The sequence below is a fragment of the Pseudomonas sp. GM25 genome, from assembly GCF_000282255.1.
GTDB classification, from domain to species: Bacteria; Pseudomonadota; Gammaproteobacteria; order Pseudomonadales; family Pseudomonadaceae; genus Aquipseudomonas; species Aquipseudomonas aphyarum.
Map to the genome: position 1 here is coordinate 1 of NZ_AKJQ01000058.1, position 15110 is coordinate 15110.

The window sequence follows — 15110 nt, forward strand, 5'->3', positions numbered from 1 at the left end:
GGTCGCTGCGCTCCCACCCCCGGATCAATCCCTCCACTCAGCCTGCCGACGGGCCCTGCGATCAAAAGCGGTACTCGAGCTAACGCTCATCGTGTTGCGTGGTGAGGAGCGGGGGCTCTTGATCTGGCTTTGGCTTTTGATTTGGCTTTTGATTTTGATTTTTTGCCCCTTCGGCAGGCCGAGCGGAGGTGTCCATCAGGGGGTAGGCGCGCAGCGCCGTGCGGCGAAGCCGCATACATCGAGAGGAGGTGCAGCGAAGCAAACCGTAGGCGATGCCCCCTGATGGACACCGTAGCGAGGGAACACTGAGCCTAAGCGAAGTGCCGTACGCCGGGGCGTAGACTTTTTGGTTACTTTTGAGGCGTTTGTCAAAAGTGACTCGCTGTAAGAGCGAAACCGCCAGCGGCAGCTCCCGAAGCAACGGATATACACCCAAAACTCAAGCACAAACCCAAAACCCAGACAAACAAAAACGCCCGGCATATGCCGGGCGTCTTGTATTGACTTGATTAGCGAGCGCGGTAAGTAATACGCCCTTTGCTCAAGTCATAGGGCGTCAGCTCGACGCGCACTTTGTCACCGGTAAGAATACGAATGTAGTTCTTGCGCATCTTGCCGGAAATATGCGCGGTTACGACGTGCCCATTTTCCAACTCCACACGAAACATGGTGTTGGGCAGGGTGTCGACGACAGTGCCTTCCATTTCGAAGCTGTCTTCTTTCGACATGCAGTAAAGCCCTCGGTATCCAATGAATGGCCCGGTGCAACTGCGCCAGGCAAAAGCGGCGTGCATTGTGCCCGAAAAATGGGGTTTACGCCAAGGGGTTTAGGGTTTGCGTTTAGTTCAGGATGACCCAGCGCTGATTGATCAGCAGTTCGATAGGCCGATATTGGGTCTTGTAGTTCATCTTTTTGCAGTTTTTGATCCAGTAACCCAGGTACACCGCCTCAAGCCCCAGGCGCTGGGCTTCGGCGATTTGCCAGAGGATCGCGTAGCGCCCGAGGCTGCGGCGTTCTTCCTGCGGTTCGTAAAAGGTGTAGACCGCCGACAGGCCGTTGGGCAGCAGATCGGTCACGGCAACTGCGAGCAACCGTCCGTCGAGCCGGAACTCGTAAAAGCGTGAGAAGGGCAGGTCGCGTACCAGAAAAGTCGAGAATTGATCGCGGCTCGGCGGGTACATGTCGCCGTCGGCATGGCGCTGTTCGATGTAGCGCTGATAGAGGTCGAAGTACTCTTCGCTGAACGCCGGCTTGACCGGGCGCACCTGCAAATCGATGTTGCGCTTGAAAATGCGTTTCTGCTGACGGTTGGGGTTGAACTGCGCAACCGGAATGCGCGCAGGCACGCAGGCATTGCAGTTCTGGCAATGCGGGCGGTACAGGTGATCGCCGCTGCGACGAAAGCCCATTTCTGACAGGTCTGCGTAGACATGCACATCCATGGGCTGGCTCGGATCGAGAAACAGGGTCGTTGCCTGTTCCTCGGGCAGATAACTGCAAGAGTGAGGCTGAGTGGCATAAAACTTCAACCGCGCCAACTCGGTCATGATCAACCCTCAAGGGTAAGCTGGTGAATTAAGTGTAAGCCACGCGCGCAAAAGTCGCTCAGCAAACCCAGGTCGCATGATTGGGTTGATCGAGGTGTCGGGCCAGATATTCAGCGAATGCAGAGCGGGAAATCGCCCGGGCGCCGAGGCTGTGCAGGTGGTCGGTCGGCATCTGGCAGTCGATCAGCACGAAACCCGCTTCTTTCAGATGTTGCACCAGCGTGGCAAAGCCGTACTTGGAAGCATTGTCCGCCCGGCTGAACATCGACTCGCCGAAGAACAGCTGCCCCATCGCCAGTCCGTACAGGCCGCCGACCAGTTCGCCCTCATCCCAGACTTCCACCGAATGGGCAAAGCCGCGTCGATGCAATTCGATATAGGCGTCCTGCATCGCTTCGGTGATCCAGGTGCCGTCGGCGTATTCCCGGGGAGCGGCGCAGGCGTGGATCACGGCGTCGAAATCCTGATCGAAGGTCACTTTATAACGCTGTTTGCGCATCAATTTGCCGAGGCTGCGCGAGACGTGCAGTTCGTCGGGAAAAAGCACGGTGCGCGGATCCGGCGACCACCAGAGAATCGGCTGGCCTTCGGAAAACCATGGAAAGCAGCCATGGCGATAGGCCTGGATCAAGCGATCGGCAGACAGGTCACCGCCGGCCGCCAGCAATCCGTTGGGATCGCGCATGGCCTTTTCCAGTGGCGGGAAAGTCAGTGAGTTGCGTTGTAACCAAGTCAGCATGGCGTCCAGGCTTGCAGAAGGGGAGGGCGGTGGGCGCTGGGCCCGCGGTAAAGTGTGCCGGGAAATGACGCGAATGTCCTCCGTTGCAGTGCGGCTTTTGCGTAGCTGCAACTTGAGCATCCGGATGCGGTCGTAATCGGGCGTTGCACCGGTGCGGGCAAGGTTGTCGATGCCAATGTGTGGCACTCAGGGGAGATGAGGCGCAAATGCTTCGCTACGTTCATCAAATACACCTCATAAGCCTTTGTCACAAAAGGTAATGCATGCTCAAATTGAACGCCGGGTGTTGTGCGTTTGGCTATGCTTGAACCTGGGGCCTGGAAGCATGGCATCGAACGCGCAAACCCGTACAATGCCGGGCTGTTACAGAATATTCGCCGCGTGCCGTGTTTATAAAAGGCGGGGCGCAGTGTTAAAAGTAGTCTCCGTTGCGCCCGTCAATTTTTTTACCTGCCTGGATTGGGCAGTTTTTTATCGTCATTCAATAGATGGACGCGCCTCTGGCGCAGGAAAAGAAGCGTTTTGAAGAAATCCACGGAAGCACCAAAAACAGTCGTTCCGCTCTGGCGTCAACAGTTGCACTACCGGCTCAAGGAAGGTGCATTGATCGCCATCGGCGCCTTGTGCCTGTTCCTGATGATGGCGTTGCTGACCTACGGCAAGGACGATCCGGGCTGGAGCCACAACAGCAAGATCGACGACGTGCAGAACTTCGGCGGCCCGGCCGGTTCCTACAGCGCCGACATCCTGTTCATGGTGCTGGGTTACTTCGCATACATCTTCCCGTTGTTGCTGGCGATCAAGGCGTATCAGATCTTCCGTCAGCGTCACGAGCCCTGGCAGTGGAGCGGCTGGCTGTTTTCCTGGCGCCTGATCGGTCTGGTGTTCCTGGTGTTGTCCGGCGCTGCGCTGGCGCACATCCATTTCCATGCTGCCACTGGTTTGCCCGCTGGCGCCGGTGGTGCGCTGGGCGAAAGCCTTGGTGATCTGGCCCGCAATGCTCTGAACATTCAGGGCAGCACGTTGCTGTTCATCGCATTGTTCCTGTTCGGCCTGACGGTGTTCACCGACCTGTCGTGGTTCAAGGTGATGGACATCACCGGCAAGATCACCCTCGACCTGTTCGAACTGTTCCAGGGCGCGGTCAACCGCTGGTGGTCGGCGCGTACCGAGCGCAAGCAACTGGTCGCGCAACTGCGTGAAGTCGACGATCGCGTGCATGACGTGGTTGCACCGACGGTCACCGACAAGCGCGAGCAGGCCAAGGTCAAGGAGCGTCTGATCGAGCGCGAACAGGCTTTGAGCAAGCACATGTCCGAGCGCGAGAAACAGGTACCGCCGGTCATCGCGCCGGCCCCGGTCAAGGCGCCGGAGCCAAGCAAGCGCGTGCAGAAAGAGAAGCAGGTGCCGTTGTTCGTCGACAGCGCCGTGGAAGGCACCTTGCCGCCGATCTCGATCCTCGATCCTGCAGAAAAGAAACAACTCAATTATTCGCCCGAATCCCTGGCGGCGGTCGGCCACTTGCTGGAGATCAAGCTCAAGGAATTCGGCGTCGAAGTCACCGTGGATTCGATTCACCCCGGTCCGGTCATTACCCGTTACGAAATCCAGCCTGCTGCGGGTGTGAAGGTCAGCCGTATCGCCAACCTGGCGAAAGACCTTGCACGTTCGCTGGCCGTGACTAGCGTACGGGTGGTCGAAGTGATTCCGGGCAAGACTACGGTCGGTATCGAGATTCCCAACGAAGACCGGCAGATCGTGCGCTTCTCCGAAGTGCTGTCGACGCCCGAGTACGACAACTTCAAATCGCCGGTCACCCTGGCCCTGGGCCACGACATCGGCGGCAAACCGGTTATCACTGACCTGGCGAAGATGCCGCACCTGCTGGTGGCCGGTACCACCGGTTCCGGTAAGTCGGTGGGCGTGAACGCGATGATCCTGTCGATCCTGTTCAAGTCCGGTCCGGACGACGCCAAGCTGATCATGATCGACCCGAAAATGCTCGAGCTGTCGATCTACGAAGGCATTCCGCACCTGCTGTGCCCGGTCGTGACCGACATGAAGGACGCCGCCAACGCCCTGCGCTGGAGCGTGGCCGAGATGGAGCGTCGCTACAAGCTGATGGCGAAGATGGGCGTGCGAAACCTGTCCGGCTTCAACGCCAAGGTCAAGGAAGCCCAGGACGCCGGCGAGCCCCTGAGCGATCCGCTGTACAAACGCGAAAGCATCCACGACGAAGCGCCGCTGTTGCAGAAGCTGCCGACCATCGTTGTGGTCGTGGACGAATTCGCCGACATGATGATGATCGTCGGCAAGAAGGTAGAAGAACTGATCGCCCGTATCGCCCAGAAGGCGCGTGCGGCCGGTATCCACCTGATCCTCGCGACCCAGCGGCCGTCGGTGGACGTGATCACCGGTCTGATCAAGGCCAACATCCCGACGCGGATGGCGTTCCAGGTATCGAGCAAGATCGACTCCCGGACCATCATCGACCAGGGCGGTGCCGAACAACTGCTCGGCCACGGTGACATGCTCTACATGCCGCCGGGCACCAGCCTGCCGATCCGGGTTCACGGCGCCTTCGTGTCCGACGATGAAGTTCACCGGGTGGTGGAAGCCTGGAAACTGCGCGGCGCGCCGGAATACAACGACGACATCCTCAACGGTGTCGAAGAGGCGGGCAGCGGTTTCGAAGGCAGCAGCGGCGGCGGTGACGGCGACGATCCGGAAGCCGACGCGCTGTACGACGAAGCCGTGCAGTTCGTGCTGGAAAGCCGTCGCGCCTCCATCTCCGCTGTACAGCGCAAGCTGAAGATCGGCTACAACCGTGCCGCGCGCATGATCGAAGCCATGGAAATGGCCGGGGTCGTGACGTCGATGAACACCAACGGTTCCCGCGAAGTCCTGGCCCCTGGCCCGGTACGCGACTGATTCGATACCCTGATCCAAATGCAATGGACGGTGCATGAAGCGCCGTCCACTTTCCCACGAGTATTCAAGAGGACTCCCATGCGTCTTATCCGCATGTTGTTGCCGGTACTGGCTCTGACCACCCTCACGGCTCACGCCGATGACAAGGATGTGGCTCGCCTGACCCAATTGCTCGAAACATCCAAGACCCTGACCGCCAATTTTTCCCAGCTGACCCTCGACGGCAGCGGCACCCAGTTGCAGGAAACCACCGGCGACATGACCCTGCAGCGTCCAGGCCTGTTCTACTGGCACACCAATGCGCCCGCCGAGCAGACCATGGTGTCCGACGGCAAGAAAGTCACCCTGTGGGACCCGGACCTGGAACAGGCCACCATCAAGAAGCTCGATGAGCGTCTGACCCAGACCCCGGCCCTGTTGCTGTCCGGCGACGTATCGAAGATCAGCCAGAGCTTCGACATCAGCGCCAAGGAAGCCGGCGGCGTGATCGACTTCACTCTGAAGCCGAAAACCAAGGACACCCTGTTCGACAGCCTGCGTCTGTCGTTCCGCAATGGTCTGGTCAATGACATGCAACTGATCGACAGCGTCGGCCAGCGCACCAACATCCTGTTCACCGGTGTGAAGGCCAACGAAGCGGTCCCTGCATCGAAGTTCAAGTTCGACATCCCGAAGGGTGCCGACGTGATCCAGGAATAAACACAGAGGTTTCAACGGTACGTGATGGATCTGTTTCGCAGTGCACCGATTGCCCAGCCACTGGCCGCCCGTTTGCGGGCGACCAATCTGGATGAGTACGTCGGTCAGGAACACGTGCTCGCTCGCGGCAAGCCTTTGCGCGAAGCGCTGGAGCAGGGTGCCCTGCATTCGATGATCTTCTGGGGCCCGCCGGGCGTGGGCAAGACCACGCTGGCGCGGTTGTTGGCGGAAGTCTCGGATGCGCATTTCGAAACGGTCTCGGCGGTGTTGGCCGGGGTCAAGGAGATCCGTCAGGCGGTGGAAATCGCCAAGCAGCAGGCCGGCCAGTATGGCAAGCGCACGATCCTGTTTGTCGATGAAGTGCACCGCTTCAACAAGTCTCAACAGGACGCCTTCCTGCCGTACGTTGAAGACGGCACGCTGATCTTCATTGGCGCCACCACTGAAAACCCTTCTTTTGAACTGAACAACGCGTTGCTGTCGCGGGCGCGGGTCTACGTGCTCAAGAGCCTCGACGAAGCGGCGTTGCGCAAACTGGTGCACCGCGCGCTCACCGAAGAGCGTGGTCTGGGCAAGCGTCATCTGACCCTCAGCGATGAAGGCTTCCAGATGTTGCTGTCCGCCGCCGACGGTGATGGCCGGCGCCTGCTGAACCTGCTGGAAAACGCGTCGGACCTGGCCGAAGACAACAGCGAGATGGGCACCGAGCTGCTGCAAAGCCTGCTCGGCGACACTCGCCGGCGTTTCGACAAGGGTGGCGAAGCGTTCTACGACCAGATTTCTGCGTTGCACAAATCGGTGCGGGGCTCCAATCCGGACGGCGCGCTGTACTGGTTTGCGCGAATGATCGACGGCGGCTGCGATCCGCTGTACCTGGCTCGGCGCGTGGTGCGCATGGCCAGCGAAGACATCGGCAATGCCGATCCTCGTGCCCTGAGCCTGTGCCTGGCCGCGTGGGAAGTGCAGGAACGTCTCGGCAGCCCGGAGGGTGAGTTGGCAGTGGCTCAGGCCATCACGTATCTGGCGTGTGCCCCGAAAAGCAACGCGGTGTACATGGGCTTCAAGACCGCGCTGCGCGCCGCCGCCGAACACGGTTCGCTGGAAGTGCCGCTGCACCTGCGCAATGCGCCGACCAAATTGATGAAGCAGTTGGGCTACGGCGACGAATACCGTTACGCCCACGACGAACCGGACGCCTACGCGGCCGGCGAAGACTATTTCCCGGAAGAACTCGACCCGATTCCGTTCTACCAACCGGTGCCCCGTGGCCTGGAGTTGAAGATCGGCGAAAAGCTCAACCACCTCGCCCAACTTGATCGTTTAAGCCCCCGGCAGCGGAGAAAATAGTGGTTCCATTGATCGTTGCAGTCTCCGTAGGCGGGATTGCCGGCACCTTGTTGCGCTTCGCCACCGGCAATTGGGTCAACGCCAATTGGCCGCGGCACTTCTATACCGCGACGCTGGCCGTTAATATCGTGGGCTGTCTGCTGATTGGCGTGTTGTACGGCCTGTTTTTGATACGCCCGGAAGTACCGATCGAGGTACGTGCCGGGTTGATGGTCGGCTTCCTCGGGGGGCTGACGACTTTTTCATCCTTTTCACTGGATACGGTGCGCCTGCTGGAAAGCGGGCAAGTGCCGCTGGCCCTGGGCTATGCGGCCATCAGCGTATTCGGCGGGCTGCTCGCGACCTGGGCCGGCCTGTCCCTGACCAAACTTTGATAACGAGAAACCGACATGCTCGATTCCAAACTGTTACGTAGCAACCTCCAGGACGTAGCGGACCGCCTGGCTTCCCGTGGCTTTGCCCTGGATGTCGCGCGCATCGAAGCGCTGGAAGAACAGCGCAAGACCGTCCAGACCCGCACCGAAGCACTGCAGGCTGAGCGTAACGCGCGTTCCAAATCCATCGGTCAGGCCAAGCAGCGCGGCGAAGACATCGCGCCGCTGATGGCGGACGTCGAGCGTATGGCGGGCGAACTGAGTGCCGGTAAAGTCGAACTGGACGCGATCCAGACCGAGCTGGATTCGATCCTGCTGGGCATTCCGAACCTGCCGCACGAATCGGTTCCGGTCGGCGAAGACGAAGACGGCAACGTCGAAGTCCGCCGCTGGGGCACCCCGACGGCTTTCGACTTCCCGGTTCAGGACCACGTGGCCCTGGGCGAGAAGTTCGGCTGGCTCGACTTCGAAACCGCCGCCAAGCTGTCCGGCGCGCGTTTCGCACTGCTGCGTGGCCCGATTGCCCGTCTGCACCGCGCACTGGCGCAGTTCATGATCAACCTGCACGTCACCGAGCATGGCTACGAAGAGGCTTACACGCCTTATCTGGTTCAGGCCCCGGCGCTGCAAGGCACCGGTCAACTGCCGAAGTTCGAAGAAGACCTGTTCAAGATCGCTCGCGAAGGCGAAGCCGATCTGTACCTGATCCCGACCGCCGAAGTGTCGCTGACCAACATCGTGGCCGGTGAAATCGTCGATTCGAAACAACTGCCGATCAAGTTCGTCGCTCACACCCCGTGCTTCCGCAGCGAAGCCGGCGCGTCGGGTCGTGACACTCGCGGCATGATCCGCCAGCACCAGTTCGACAAAGTTGAAATGGTCCAGATCGTCGAGCCGTCGAAGTCGATGGAAGCGCTGGAAGGCCTGACCGCCAATGCCGAGAAAGTCCTGCAACTGCTGGAGCTGCCTTACCGCACTCTGGCGCTGTGCACCGGCGACATGGGCTTCAGCGCAGTCAAGACTTACGACCTGGAAGTGTGGATTCCGAGCCAGGACAAGTACCGTGAAATCTCGTCGTGCTCCAACTGCGGCGACTTCCAGGCCCGCCGCATGCAGGCGCGTTTCCGCAACCCGGAAACCGGCAAGCCTGAGCTGGTGCACACCCTGAACGGTTCCGGCCTGGCGGTCGGTCGTACCCTGGTTGCCGTGCTGGAAAACTACCAGCAGGCCGACGGTTCGATCCGCGTGCCGGACGTGCTGAAGCCGTACATGGGTGGCCTTGAGGTCATCGGCTAAATGAAATATCTGCCGCTGTTTCACAACCTGCGCGGCAGTCGTGTGTTGGTCGTCGGTGGGGGGGAGATTGCCTTGCGCAAGTCCCGCCTGCTGGCCGATGCCGGTGCGCTGCTGCGGGTGGTCGCACCTGAAATCGAAGCGCAACTGCGCGAACTGGTTGCCGCCAGCGGTGGCGAATGCCTGTTGCGTGGCTACGCCGAAACGGATCTGGACGGTTGCGGGCTGATCATTGCCGCCACCGACGACGAAGCGTTGAACGCGCAGGTTTCCGCCGATGCCCATCGGCGTTGCGTGCCGGTCAATGTGGTCGATGCGCCAGCGCTGTGCAGCGTGATTTTCCCGGCAATCGTCGATCGTTCACCGCTGATCATCGCGGTCTCCAGCGGCGGCGATGCGCCAGTGCTGGCCCGGCTGATCCGCGCCAAGATCGAAACCTGGATTCCCTCGACCTACGGCCATCTGGCCGGTCTGGCCGCGCGGTTTCGCGATCAGGTCAAAGGCCTGTTTCCCGATGTGCAGCAACGTCGCGGTTTTTGGGAAGACGTGTTCCAGGGGCCGATTGCCGATCGCCAGCTGGCTGGGCAGGGCGCCGAGGCCGAGCGTCTGTTGCAGGCGAAAATCGACGGCGAAGCGAGTGTTACCACGGGCGAGGTGTATCTGGTGGGCGCAGGGCCGGGCGATCCGGATCTGCTGACCTTTCGCGCCTTGCGTCTGATGCAGCAAGCCGATGTGGTGCTGTACGACCGCTTGGTGGCGCCCGCGATTCTTGAGCTGTGCCGCCGCGATGCCGAGCGTGTCTACGTCGGCAAACGTCGCGCCGACCACGCCGTGCCGCAGGATCAGATCAACCAGCAACTGGTGGATCTGGCCAAGGCCGGCAAGCGTGTGGTGCGGTTGAAGGGCGGGGATCCGTTCATCTTCGGCCGCGGTGGCGAAGAGATCGAGGAACTGGCGGCCCATGGCATCCCGTTTCAGGTGGTACCGGGCATCACGGCAGCCAGCGGTTGCGCGGCGTATGCCGGGATTCCGCTGACCCATCGCGATTACGCGCAGTCGGTGCGTTTCGTCACCGGGCACCTGAAGGACGGTTCGACCGATCTGCCATGGGCCGACCTTGTCGCGCCGGCGCAGACGCTGGTGTTCTACATGGGCCTGGTGGGGTTGCCGGTCATCTGCGAGCAGTTGATCAAACATGGTCGTGCTGCCGATACCCCGGCCGCGCTGATCCAGCAGGGCACCACGGTCAATCAGCGGGTCTTCACCGGCACGCTGGCCGACCTGCCGCGTCTGGTGGCGGAGCATGAAGTGCATGCGCCGACGCTGGTGATCGTCGGCGAAGTGGTGCAACTGCGCGAGAAACTGGCGTGGTTCGAGGGCGCCCAGGGTCAGATCTGACGACTCTGAAGGGATCGTTCCCACGCGGTGGGAACGATCCTGCTCTCAACCTCTGCACCAAACCCCTTTCCCGCCCAACCGGTTCCGGTCATGGGCCACAGTGAAATCCTGCTCCGGCCCCTTCGGCACAACCCCCGTCGGGTTGATGGTCTTGTGGCTGCCGTAGTAGTGATTCTTGATGTGCTGAAAGTCCACGGTCTCGGCAACGCCCGGCCACTGGTACATCTCACGCAACCAGTTCGACAGATTCGGATAATCGCTGATCCGCCGCAGATTGCATTTGAAGTGCCCGTGGTACACCGCGTCGAAACGAATCAGCGTGGTGAACAAGCGCACGTCCGCCTCGGTCAGGTATTCGCCCGTCAGATAACGGTTGGCGCCCAGCACCTGCTCCAGATGATCCAGCTCGGCAAATACATCATCGAACGCTTCTTCATAGGCTTTTTGCGAGGTCGCAAACCCGGCGCGGTACACGCCGTTGTTCACGGCAGGGTAGATCCGCTCATTCAGCGCATCGATCTCACTGCGTAATGGCGCCGGATAGAAGTCCAGATCGTTGCCGGTCAAGTCATCGAAAGCACTGTTGAACATGCGGATGATCTCCGCCGATTCGTTGCTGACGATGCGCTTGAGCTTCTTGTCCCACAGCACCGGCACGGTGACGCGGCCGGTGTAGTCGGCGGTGTCGGCGGTGTAGCGCTGGTGCATGAAATCGAAGTGGTCGAGTTTGTCGCCGGTCGAACCGAGGTTCTGGTCGAAGGTCCAGCCGTTTTCCAGCATCAGCCAGCTAACGACGGAAACATCGATCAGGCTTTCCAGGCCCTTGAGCTTGCGCAGAATCAGCGTGCGATGCGCCCACGGACAGGCGAGGGAGACATAAAGGTGATAACGCCCGGCTTCGGCAGTAAAACCGCCTTCACCACTCGGGCCCGGCTCGCCGTTGCGAGTGACCCAGTTGCGACGCTGCGCCTGTTCGCGCTGGAACGCGCCGTCCTTGCTGCTTTCGTACCACTTGTCCTGCCAGCGGCCGTCGACGAGTAAACCCATGATCAAGACTCCAGAAACCAATATTCGTTGGAGTCGAGTCTATTCCGATGAGTTCGAACAAAAAGCGCAAAGATCGGGCGTTAATGATCGGTTAAATCGATTTGTCCCGCGCGGCCCAGTATTGCCCGGCGGTTTCGAAAGCCTGCTCACGGGGTTGGCCGAGGCCACGCAGCGCCAGCGCCATGGTCGAGATCAACGCCATTTGCGGGTAACTGTCGACCACATCGCCACGCCAGACGGCCTTCAAATGCTCGATATCCAGCGAAGAAGGTTTGACGTGACGCTGCGCCGACAGCTGCGGCCATTCCTCGTTCCAGCTCTCGCCGCCGGTGGTGCCGTACAGGTGACTGTCGGCATCCGGGTTGATCTCGATTTCGCCGCCGTCGCCCTTGATCACGATGGCCGTGTCGCCAAGCAGGCCGCTGGCATCGCGGTGCACCGCTTGATAGCCGGGGTGGAAAATACTCTGCAGGCCGCAACGCGCGCCCAATGGATTGAGGATTCGCGCCAGCGAATGGATCGGCGAGCGCAGGCCGAGGGTGTTGCGCAGGTCGATCATCCGTTGCAGCTGCGGCGCCCAGTCCACCAGCGGCATGAACGCCAGGCCACCGTTATCCAGCGCCACGCCGACCTGTTGCCAGTTGCGGCACAGTGGGATGTTCAGTTCACCGAGCAGTTGTTCGGAGTACAAGCGCCCGGCGGTGTGCGCGCCGCCGCCGTGCATGAAGATGCGCACGCCGTTCTGCGCCAGGCACTTGGCCGCCAGCAGATACCACGGCAGGTGACGCTTCTTGCCGGCATAGGTCGGCCAATCCAGATCGACCTTCAACTCTGGCGCCTGCAAGCGTTCGCGCAGGGCTTCGGTGAAGCCGGCCATTTCCTCGGCGCTTTCTTCCTTGTGCCGCAGCAGCATCAGGAAGGCGCCGAGCTGGGTTTCTTCGACCGCTTCGTCGAGCACCATGCCCATGGCTTGCCGGGCTTCCTCGCGGGTCAGGTCGCGGGCGCCGCGCTTGCCCTTGCCGAGGATGCGCACGAACTGGGCGAACGGGTGTTCGGCGGGCGTTTCGAGGGTCAGCGCTGGATAGTCGGTCATAGGCAATTCGTCGGTTTGGGCAGGCCCGCCAGTTTCGCGGCGAGTTTGGCAGGGGTGCCTTTGAACAGTCGGTTCAGGTGCAGGCTGTTGCCTTTCTCCGCGCCGAGTTTGAGCGCGGTGTACTTGATCAGCGGCCGGGTGGCCGGGGACAACTGGAATTCGGCATAGAAGCTGCGCAGCAGTTCGAGGACTTCCCAATGTTCCGGGCTCAGCTCGATGTCTTCGGCAGCGGCGAGGGCGCTGGCGACTTCGGCCGACCAGTCGTTGAGGTCGACCAGGAAGCCGTCCTTGTCCAGTTCGATGGCGCGGGCGCCGACGGTCAACGCATTCATAGCCAGCTGTTGACCTTGTCGTGGTGAATCGACAGCTCGACGAAGGCCGGGTAATCGATGGCTTCGGCCCAGTCCGGAATCTGCACGGCACGGGCTTGCGCGTCTTCGGCCAGCACGAACAATTTCACCTTACGCGATTCCAGCGCACTGAACGGCGCAGTGCCGGGTTGCAGCGCATAAGCGGCATCGCCAGACAGCAACAGCGCATCGGCAGCGCCCAGCAGGCGCAGGCAACTGGTCAGGCGTTCGTCGCCGAACGGGGAGTGGGACAAAACATGCAAAGTCGACATCAGAGGGTGATCACCTGGTCGTAACGGTCAATAAGGGCGGTGATTTGTTCGGCGGCCAAAGGCTGCGCCTCGTCCAGCGAACGATCGCCGAGGCCGCGAGCACTGGCGCTGTCGGCGCAGTAGAACAGCTCTTCGACGCCGAACATCGGCAACGCTTGCAGGTTGGCGCTCAGGTCTTTCTGTTGCAGGGCTTTGGCGTTCTGCCCGGCGGCCAGTTGCAGCACGCCGTCGTCGAGAAACAGCAGGCCGATCGGCAGATCGAACGCGCCCCCGGCGAGCACGATGTCGAGCGCTTCGCGGGCGCCGGGGCCGGACCACGGCGATTGGCGGCTGATAATCAGAAGGGACTTGGCCATGTCATGCGCCTCCGAAACAGATCAGGCGGTCGGCATCCTGCACCGCGTCATGCAACTGGCCGAGGCCGGACAATTCCCACGGTGCGCTGACGGCCACGGCGTCACGTTGATAACGCCCGGCTTCCTCGGTATTCAACACGCCACGGCGCAGGGCTGCGGCGATGCACACCACGCCGTCGAGGTTTTGTTCGGTGATAAAGGTTCGCCACTGTTTGGGCAGGTCCAGTTCGTCCTGCGGCGTGACCACGGCGTCGGACGCGTTGTGGACTCCGTCCTGATAGAAAAACAGCCGGACAATCTCATGCCCGCCGGCCAGCGCGGCCTGAGCGAACAGCAGGGCGCGGCGCGAGGAGGGCGCATGGGCGGCGGAAAACAGCGCAATGGCGAACTTCATGACGGACTCGATCAGCAAAACTGCGGCCATGATAAAGCTTTCTCGGCGGGGCGGCGAAGCGGATGTTTCCCGCGCCCGTTTCGATGCGAGCAGGTGTCCGTCAACGCGGCATATAGCCCAGTTGCCAACGCCGCGGAATCTTCAGGGTCAGCAGCCCCAGTACGGCGGCAAACAGTCCGCTGACCAACATCGCCTTGAGCCCCAGATGATGTTCCAGCACTGCCCCCAGAATGGCGCCGACCAGCATCCCGCTCCACGGCACCAGTTGCACCCGCCAGCCGCTTCGCCGTTCGCCGAGCACCCACCGGCCCAATCCACGGCCGAATCGGGACAGGGCGCCGGTGACGTACGTCAGCCCGACCGGCAGACCGTTCACTTCTTCCACCGCCGCGTTGAGCATGCCCATCGCAATGATCGCCGCCAGCAGGGCCGGCAGTTGCGTGTCAAAGGGCCAGGCCGCCAAACAGAGCAGGGCGGCGATGGATAGCAGCAACGGCAGCGCCCGCCGACCACCCAGTCGGCTGACCACAACCCCGAGGGCATTACCGACAATGAACGTGGCGACCAGCAGGATCAGCCTTAACGTCAGTGCGCTGTCGCCATCACTGATCGCCACCGCCAGCCGCGTGGTGTTGCCGCTCATGAAGGAAACGAAATCGCCGCTGGCCATGAAGCCGATGGCGTCGGTCATGCCGGCCAGTACCGACAGGCTGGCAACCAGCGCCAGGCCTACACGGCCGCGCCATTTCTGTATGTGAAGATGTCCGGGGCTGGCGCGGTGGGTCGAGGTGGAAGGCAGCATCGAGGCAGCGTCCTTGAGCGGGGTTTACGGTTCTATGCCATACAGATCGCAGTACTCCAGCCAGTCCATCCCGGCCATTTCCGCCACTTCACGATGCACTTCCAGGCGTTGCGCCTGATACTCCTCGGGCGTCGCAGCGGTGAGCTGCAACGTCAGCTCCCAGGCAAACAAACCCTGGCTTTCGGCCTCGGCTTCGAAGGCTTCGTGCAGGCGTTCTTCGCGGTACTGCGCCTGGGTTTCGCCCTTGGCCTGGGCGAGCAGCGGGTTGAGGTGGTCAAGGGCTTCGCGCAGTTCCGGACGCGCATCGAGAAACAGTTTCAGGGCCTGTTCGTGTCGCTGGTCAGTAGGCGCCATGGGCTTTCCTTGTAAGGCTGATGACCGTTAATGTGCCGCAGCGGCCGACATGTGTCGCGCTCTAAATGCAGTAAAGCAGAACGATTTTTGGCGTTGCGGTGATACAGTCCGGT

At 61.2% G+C, this 15110-nt stretch carries 17 protein-coding genes; 6 read left to right on the forward strand and 11 right to left on the reverse strand.

Annotation, left to right across the window (positions count from 1 at the left end; genetic code table 11):
* Positions 1–509 precede the first annotated feature (509 nt).
* The 3 genes from infA to aat all read right to left on the reverse strand — a co-directional run bounded on the left by infA (position 510) and on the right by aat (position 2287).
* Positions 510–728 carry a translation initiation factor IF-1 gene (infA, locus tag PMI24_RS22955; RefSeq protein ID WP_002553999.1) on the reverse strand — a complete coding sequence of 73 codons (219 nt, stop codon included), beginning with the start codon at positions 726–728 and terminating at the stop codon, positions 510–512.
* Positions 729–840: 112 nt separating this feature from the next.
* Positions 841–1548 carry an arginyltransferase gene (locus PMI24_RS22960; RefSeq protein WP_007958178.1) on the reverse strand — a complete coding sequence of 236 codons (708 nt, stop codon included), beginning with the start codon at positions 1546–1548 and terminating at the stop codon, positions 841–843.
* A gap of 58 nt (positions 1549–1606) precedes the next feature.
* Positions 1607–2287, reverse strand: a complete 681-nt coding sequence (gene aat, locus PMI24_RS22965) for a leucyl/phenylalanyl-tRNA--protein transferase (protein ID WP_045121861.1) — start codon at positions 2285–2287, stop codon at positions 1607–1609.
* Positions 2288–2809: 522 nt separating this feature from the next.
* On the opposite strand from aat, the gene PMI24_RS22970 reads away from it, so the two are divergent.
* The 6 genes from PMI24_RS22970 to cysG all read left to right on the forward strand — a co-directional run bounded on the left by PMI24_RS22970 (position 2810) and on the right by cysG (position 10329).
* Positions 2810–5218 carry a DNA translocase FtsK gene (locus PMI24_RS22970; RefSeq protein WP_045121862.1) on the forward strand — a complete coding sequence of 803 codons (2409 nt, stop codon included), beginning with the start codon at positions 2810–2812 and terminating at the stop codon, positions 5216–5218.
* 78 nt (positions 5219–5296) lie between these two features.
* Positions 5297–5917 (forward strand): outer membrane lipoprotein chaperone LolA, encoded by a 621-nt coding sequence (gene lolA, locus PMI24_RS22975; RefSeq protein WP_007958184.1) that lies wholly within the window; start codon positions 5297–5299, stop codon positions 5915–5917.
* A gap of 24 nt (positions 5918–5941) precedes the next feature.
* On the forward strand, positions 5942–7264 hold the full coding sequence (locus PMI24_RS22980; protein ID WP_007958186.1) for a replication-associated recombination protein A: 1323 nt from the start codon (positions 5942–5944) through the stop codon (positions 7262–7264).
* Positions 7264–7638: a fluoride efflux transporter CrcB gene (gene crcB, locus PMI24_RS22985; RefSeq protein ID WP_007958188.1), complete on the forward strand. Its 375-nt coding sequence runs from the start codon at positions 7264–7266 to the stop codon at positions 7636–7638. Before PMI24_RS22980 ends, crcB begins: the two co-directional genes overlap by 1 nt.
* Positions 7639–7653: 15 nt before the next feature.
* Positions 7654–8934: a serine--tRNA ligase gene (serS, locus tag PMI24_RS22990; protein ID WP_007958190.1), complete on the forward strand. Its 1281-nt coding sequence runs from the start codon at positions 7654–7656 to the stop codon at positions 8932–8934.
* The gene (cysG, locus tag PMI24_RS22995; RefSeq protein WP_007958191.1) at positions 8935–10329 is read left to right on the forward strand and encodes a siroheme synthase CysG; all 1395 of its coding nucleotides are present in this window, start codon (positions 8935–8937) and stop codon (positions 10327–10329) included.
* A gap of 45 nt (positions 10330–10374) precedes the next feature.
* On the opposite strand, the gene PMI24_RS23000 is transcribed toward cysG, so the two are convergent.
* From PMI24_RS23000 to PMI24_RS23035, 8 genes are all read right to left on the reverse strand, one after another.
* Positions 10375–11376, reverse strand: a complete 1002-nt coding sequence (locus PMI24_RS23000) for a glutathione S-transferase family protein (protein ID WP_007958193.1) — start codon at positions 11374–11376, stop codon at positions 10375–10377.
* Positions 11377–11467: 91 nt separating this feature from the next.
* Positions 11468–12469, reverse strand: a complete 1002-nt coding sequence (locus PMI24_RS23005; protein ID WP_007958195.1) for a glycosyl transferase family protein — start codon at positions 12467–12469, stop codon at positions 11468–11470.
* A complete protein-coding gene (locus PMI24_RS23010; protein WP_007958196.1) occupies positions 12466–12801 on the reverse strand; it encodes a TusE/DsrC/DsvC family sulfur relay protein in 336 nt (111 codons plus the stop codon). The genes PMI24_RS23005 and PMI24_RS23010 overlap by 4 nt, the downstream gene beginning before the upstream one ends.
* Positions 12798–13091: a sulfurtransferase complex subunit TusB gene (gene tusB / locus PMI24_RS23015; protein WP_007958198.1), complete on the reverse strand. Its 294-nt coding sequence runs from the start codon at positions 13089–13091 to the stop codon at positions 12798–12800. Before tusB ends, PMI24_RS23010 begins: the two co-directional genes overlap by 4 nt.
* Positions 13091–13447 carry a sulfurtransferase complex subunit TusC gene (gene tusC, locus PMI24_RS23020; RefSeq protein WP_007958208.1) on the reverse strand — a complete coding sequence of 119 codons (357 nt, stop codon included), beginning with the start codon at positions 13445–13447 and terminating at the stop codon, positions 13091–13093. The genes tusB and tusC overlap by 1 nt, the downstream gene beginning before the upstream one ends.
* Before the next feature lies 1 nt (position 13448).
* Positions 13449–13841, reverse strand: a complete 393-nt coding sequence (tusD, locus tag PMI24_RS23025; RefSeq protein ID WP_045121864.1) for a sulfurtransferase complex subunit TusD — start codon at positions 13839–13841, stop codon at positions 13449–13451.
* Between the two features lie 100 nt (positions 13842–13941).
* Positions 13942–14643 carry a YoaK family protein gene (locus PMI24_RS23030; protein ID WP_007958213.1) on the reverse strand — a complete coding sequence of 234 codons (702 nt, stop codon included), beginning with the start codon at positions 14641–14643 and terminating at the stop codon, positions 13942–13944.
* A 24-nt stretch (positions 14644–14667) separates the two neighbouring features.
* Positions 14668–14997 carry a DUF6388 family protein gene (locus PMI24_RS23035; protein ID WP_007958215.1) on the reverse strand — a complete coding sequence of 110 codons (330 nt, stop codon included), beginning with the start codon at positions 14995–14997 and terminating at the stop codon, positions 14668–14670.
* Positions 14998–15110 lie beyond the last annotated feature (113 nt).

What these genes read in the sequence shown, in the direction of transcription:
- PMI24_RS22980 (WP_007958186.1), top strand. Translation starts at nt 5,942, where the DNA reads ATGGATCTGTTTCGCAGTGCACCGATTGCCCAGCCACTGGCCGCCCGT.
- PMI24_RS23005 (WP_007958195.1), bottom strand. Translation starts at nt 12,469, where the DNA reads ATGACCGACTATCCAGCGCTGACCCTCGAAACGCCCGCCGAACACCCG.
- PMI24_RS23010 (WP_007958196.1), bottom strand. Translation starts at nt 12,801, where the DNA reads ATGAATGCGTTGACCGTCGGCGCCCGCGCCATCGAACTGGACAAGGAC.
- aat (WP_045121861.1), bottom strand. Translation starts at nt 2,287, where the DNA reads ATGCTGACTTGGTTACAACGCAACTCACTGACTTTCCCGCCACTGGAA.
- cysG (WP_007958191.1), top strand. Translation starts at nt 8,935, where the DNA reads ATGAAATATCTGCCGCTGTTTCACAACCTGCGCGGCAGTCGTGTGTTG.
- infA (WP_002553999.1), bottom strand. Translation starts at nt 728, where the DNA reads ATGTCGAAAGAAGACAGCTTCGAAATGGAAGGCACTGTCGTCGACACC.
- PMI24_RS23030 (WP_007958213.1), bottom strand. Translation starts at nt 14,643, where the DNA reads ATGCTGCCTTCCACCTCGACCCACCGCGCCAGCCCCGGACATCTTCAC.
- tusD (WP_045121864.1), bottom strand. Translation starts at nt 13,841, where the DNA reads ATGAAGTTCGCCATTGCGCTGTTTTCCGCCGCCCATGCGCCCTCCTCG.
- serS (WP_007958190.1), top strand. Translation starts at nt 7,654, where the DNA reads ATGCTCGATTCCAAACTGTTACGTAGCAACCTCCAGGACGTAGCGGAC.
- PMI24_RS22960 (WP_007958178.1), bottom strand. Translation starts at nt 1,548, where the DNA reads ATGACCGAGTTGGCGCGGTTGAAGTTTTATGCCACTCAGCCTCACTCT.
- PMI24_RS23000 (WP_007958193.1), bottom strand. Translation starts at nt 11,376, where the DNA reads ATGGGTTTACTCGTCGACGGCCGCTGGCAGGACAAGTGGTACGAAAGC.
- tusC (WP_007958208.1), bottom strand. Translation starts at nt 13,447, where the DNA reads ATGGCCAAGTCCCTTCTGATTATCAGCCGCCAATCGCCGTGGTCCGGC.
- lolA (WP_007958184.1), top strand. Translation starts at nt 5,297, where the DNA reads ATGCGTCTTATCCGCATGTTGTTGCCGGTACTGGCTCTGACCACCCTC.
- tusB (WP_007958198.1), bottom strand. Translation starts at nt 13,091, where the DNA reads ATGTCGACTTTGCATGTTTTGTCCCACTCCCCGTTCGGCGACGAACGC.
- PMI24_RS23035 (WP_007958215.1), bottom strand. Translation starts at nt 14,997, where the DNA reads ATGGCGCCTACTGACCAGCGACACGAACAGGCCCTGAAACTGTTTCTC.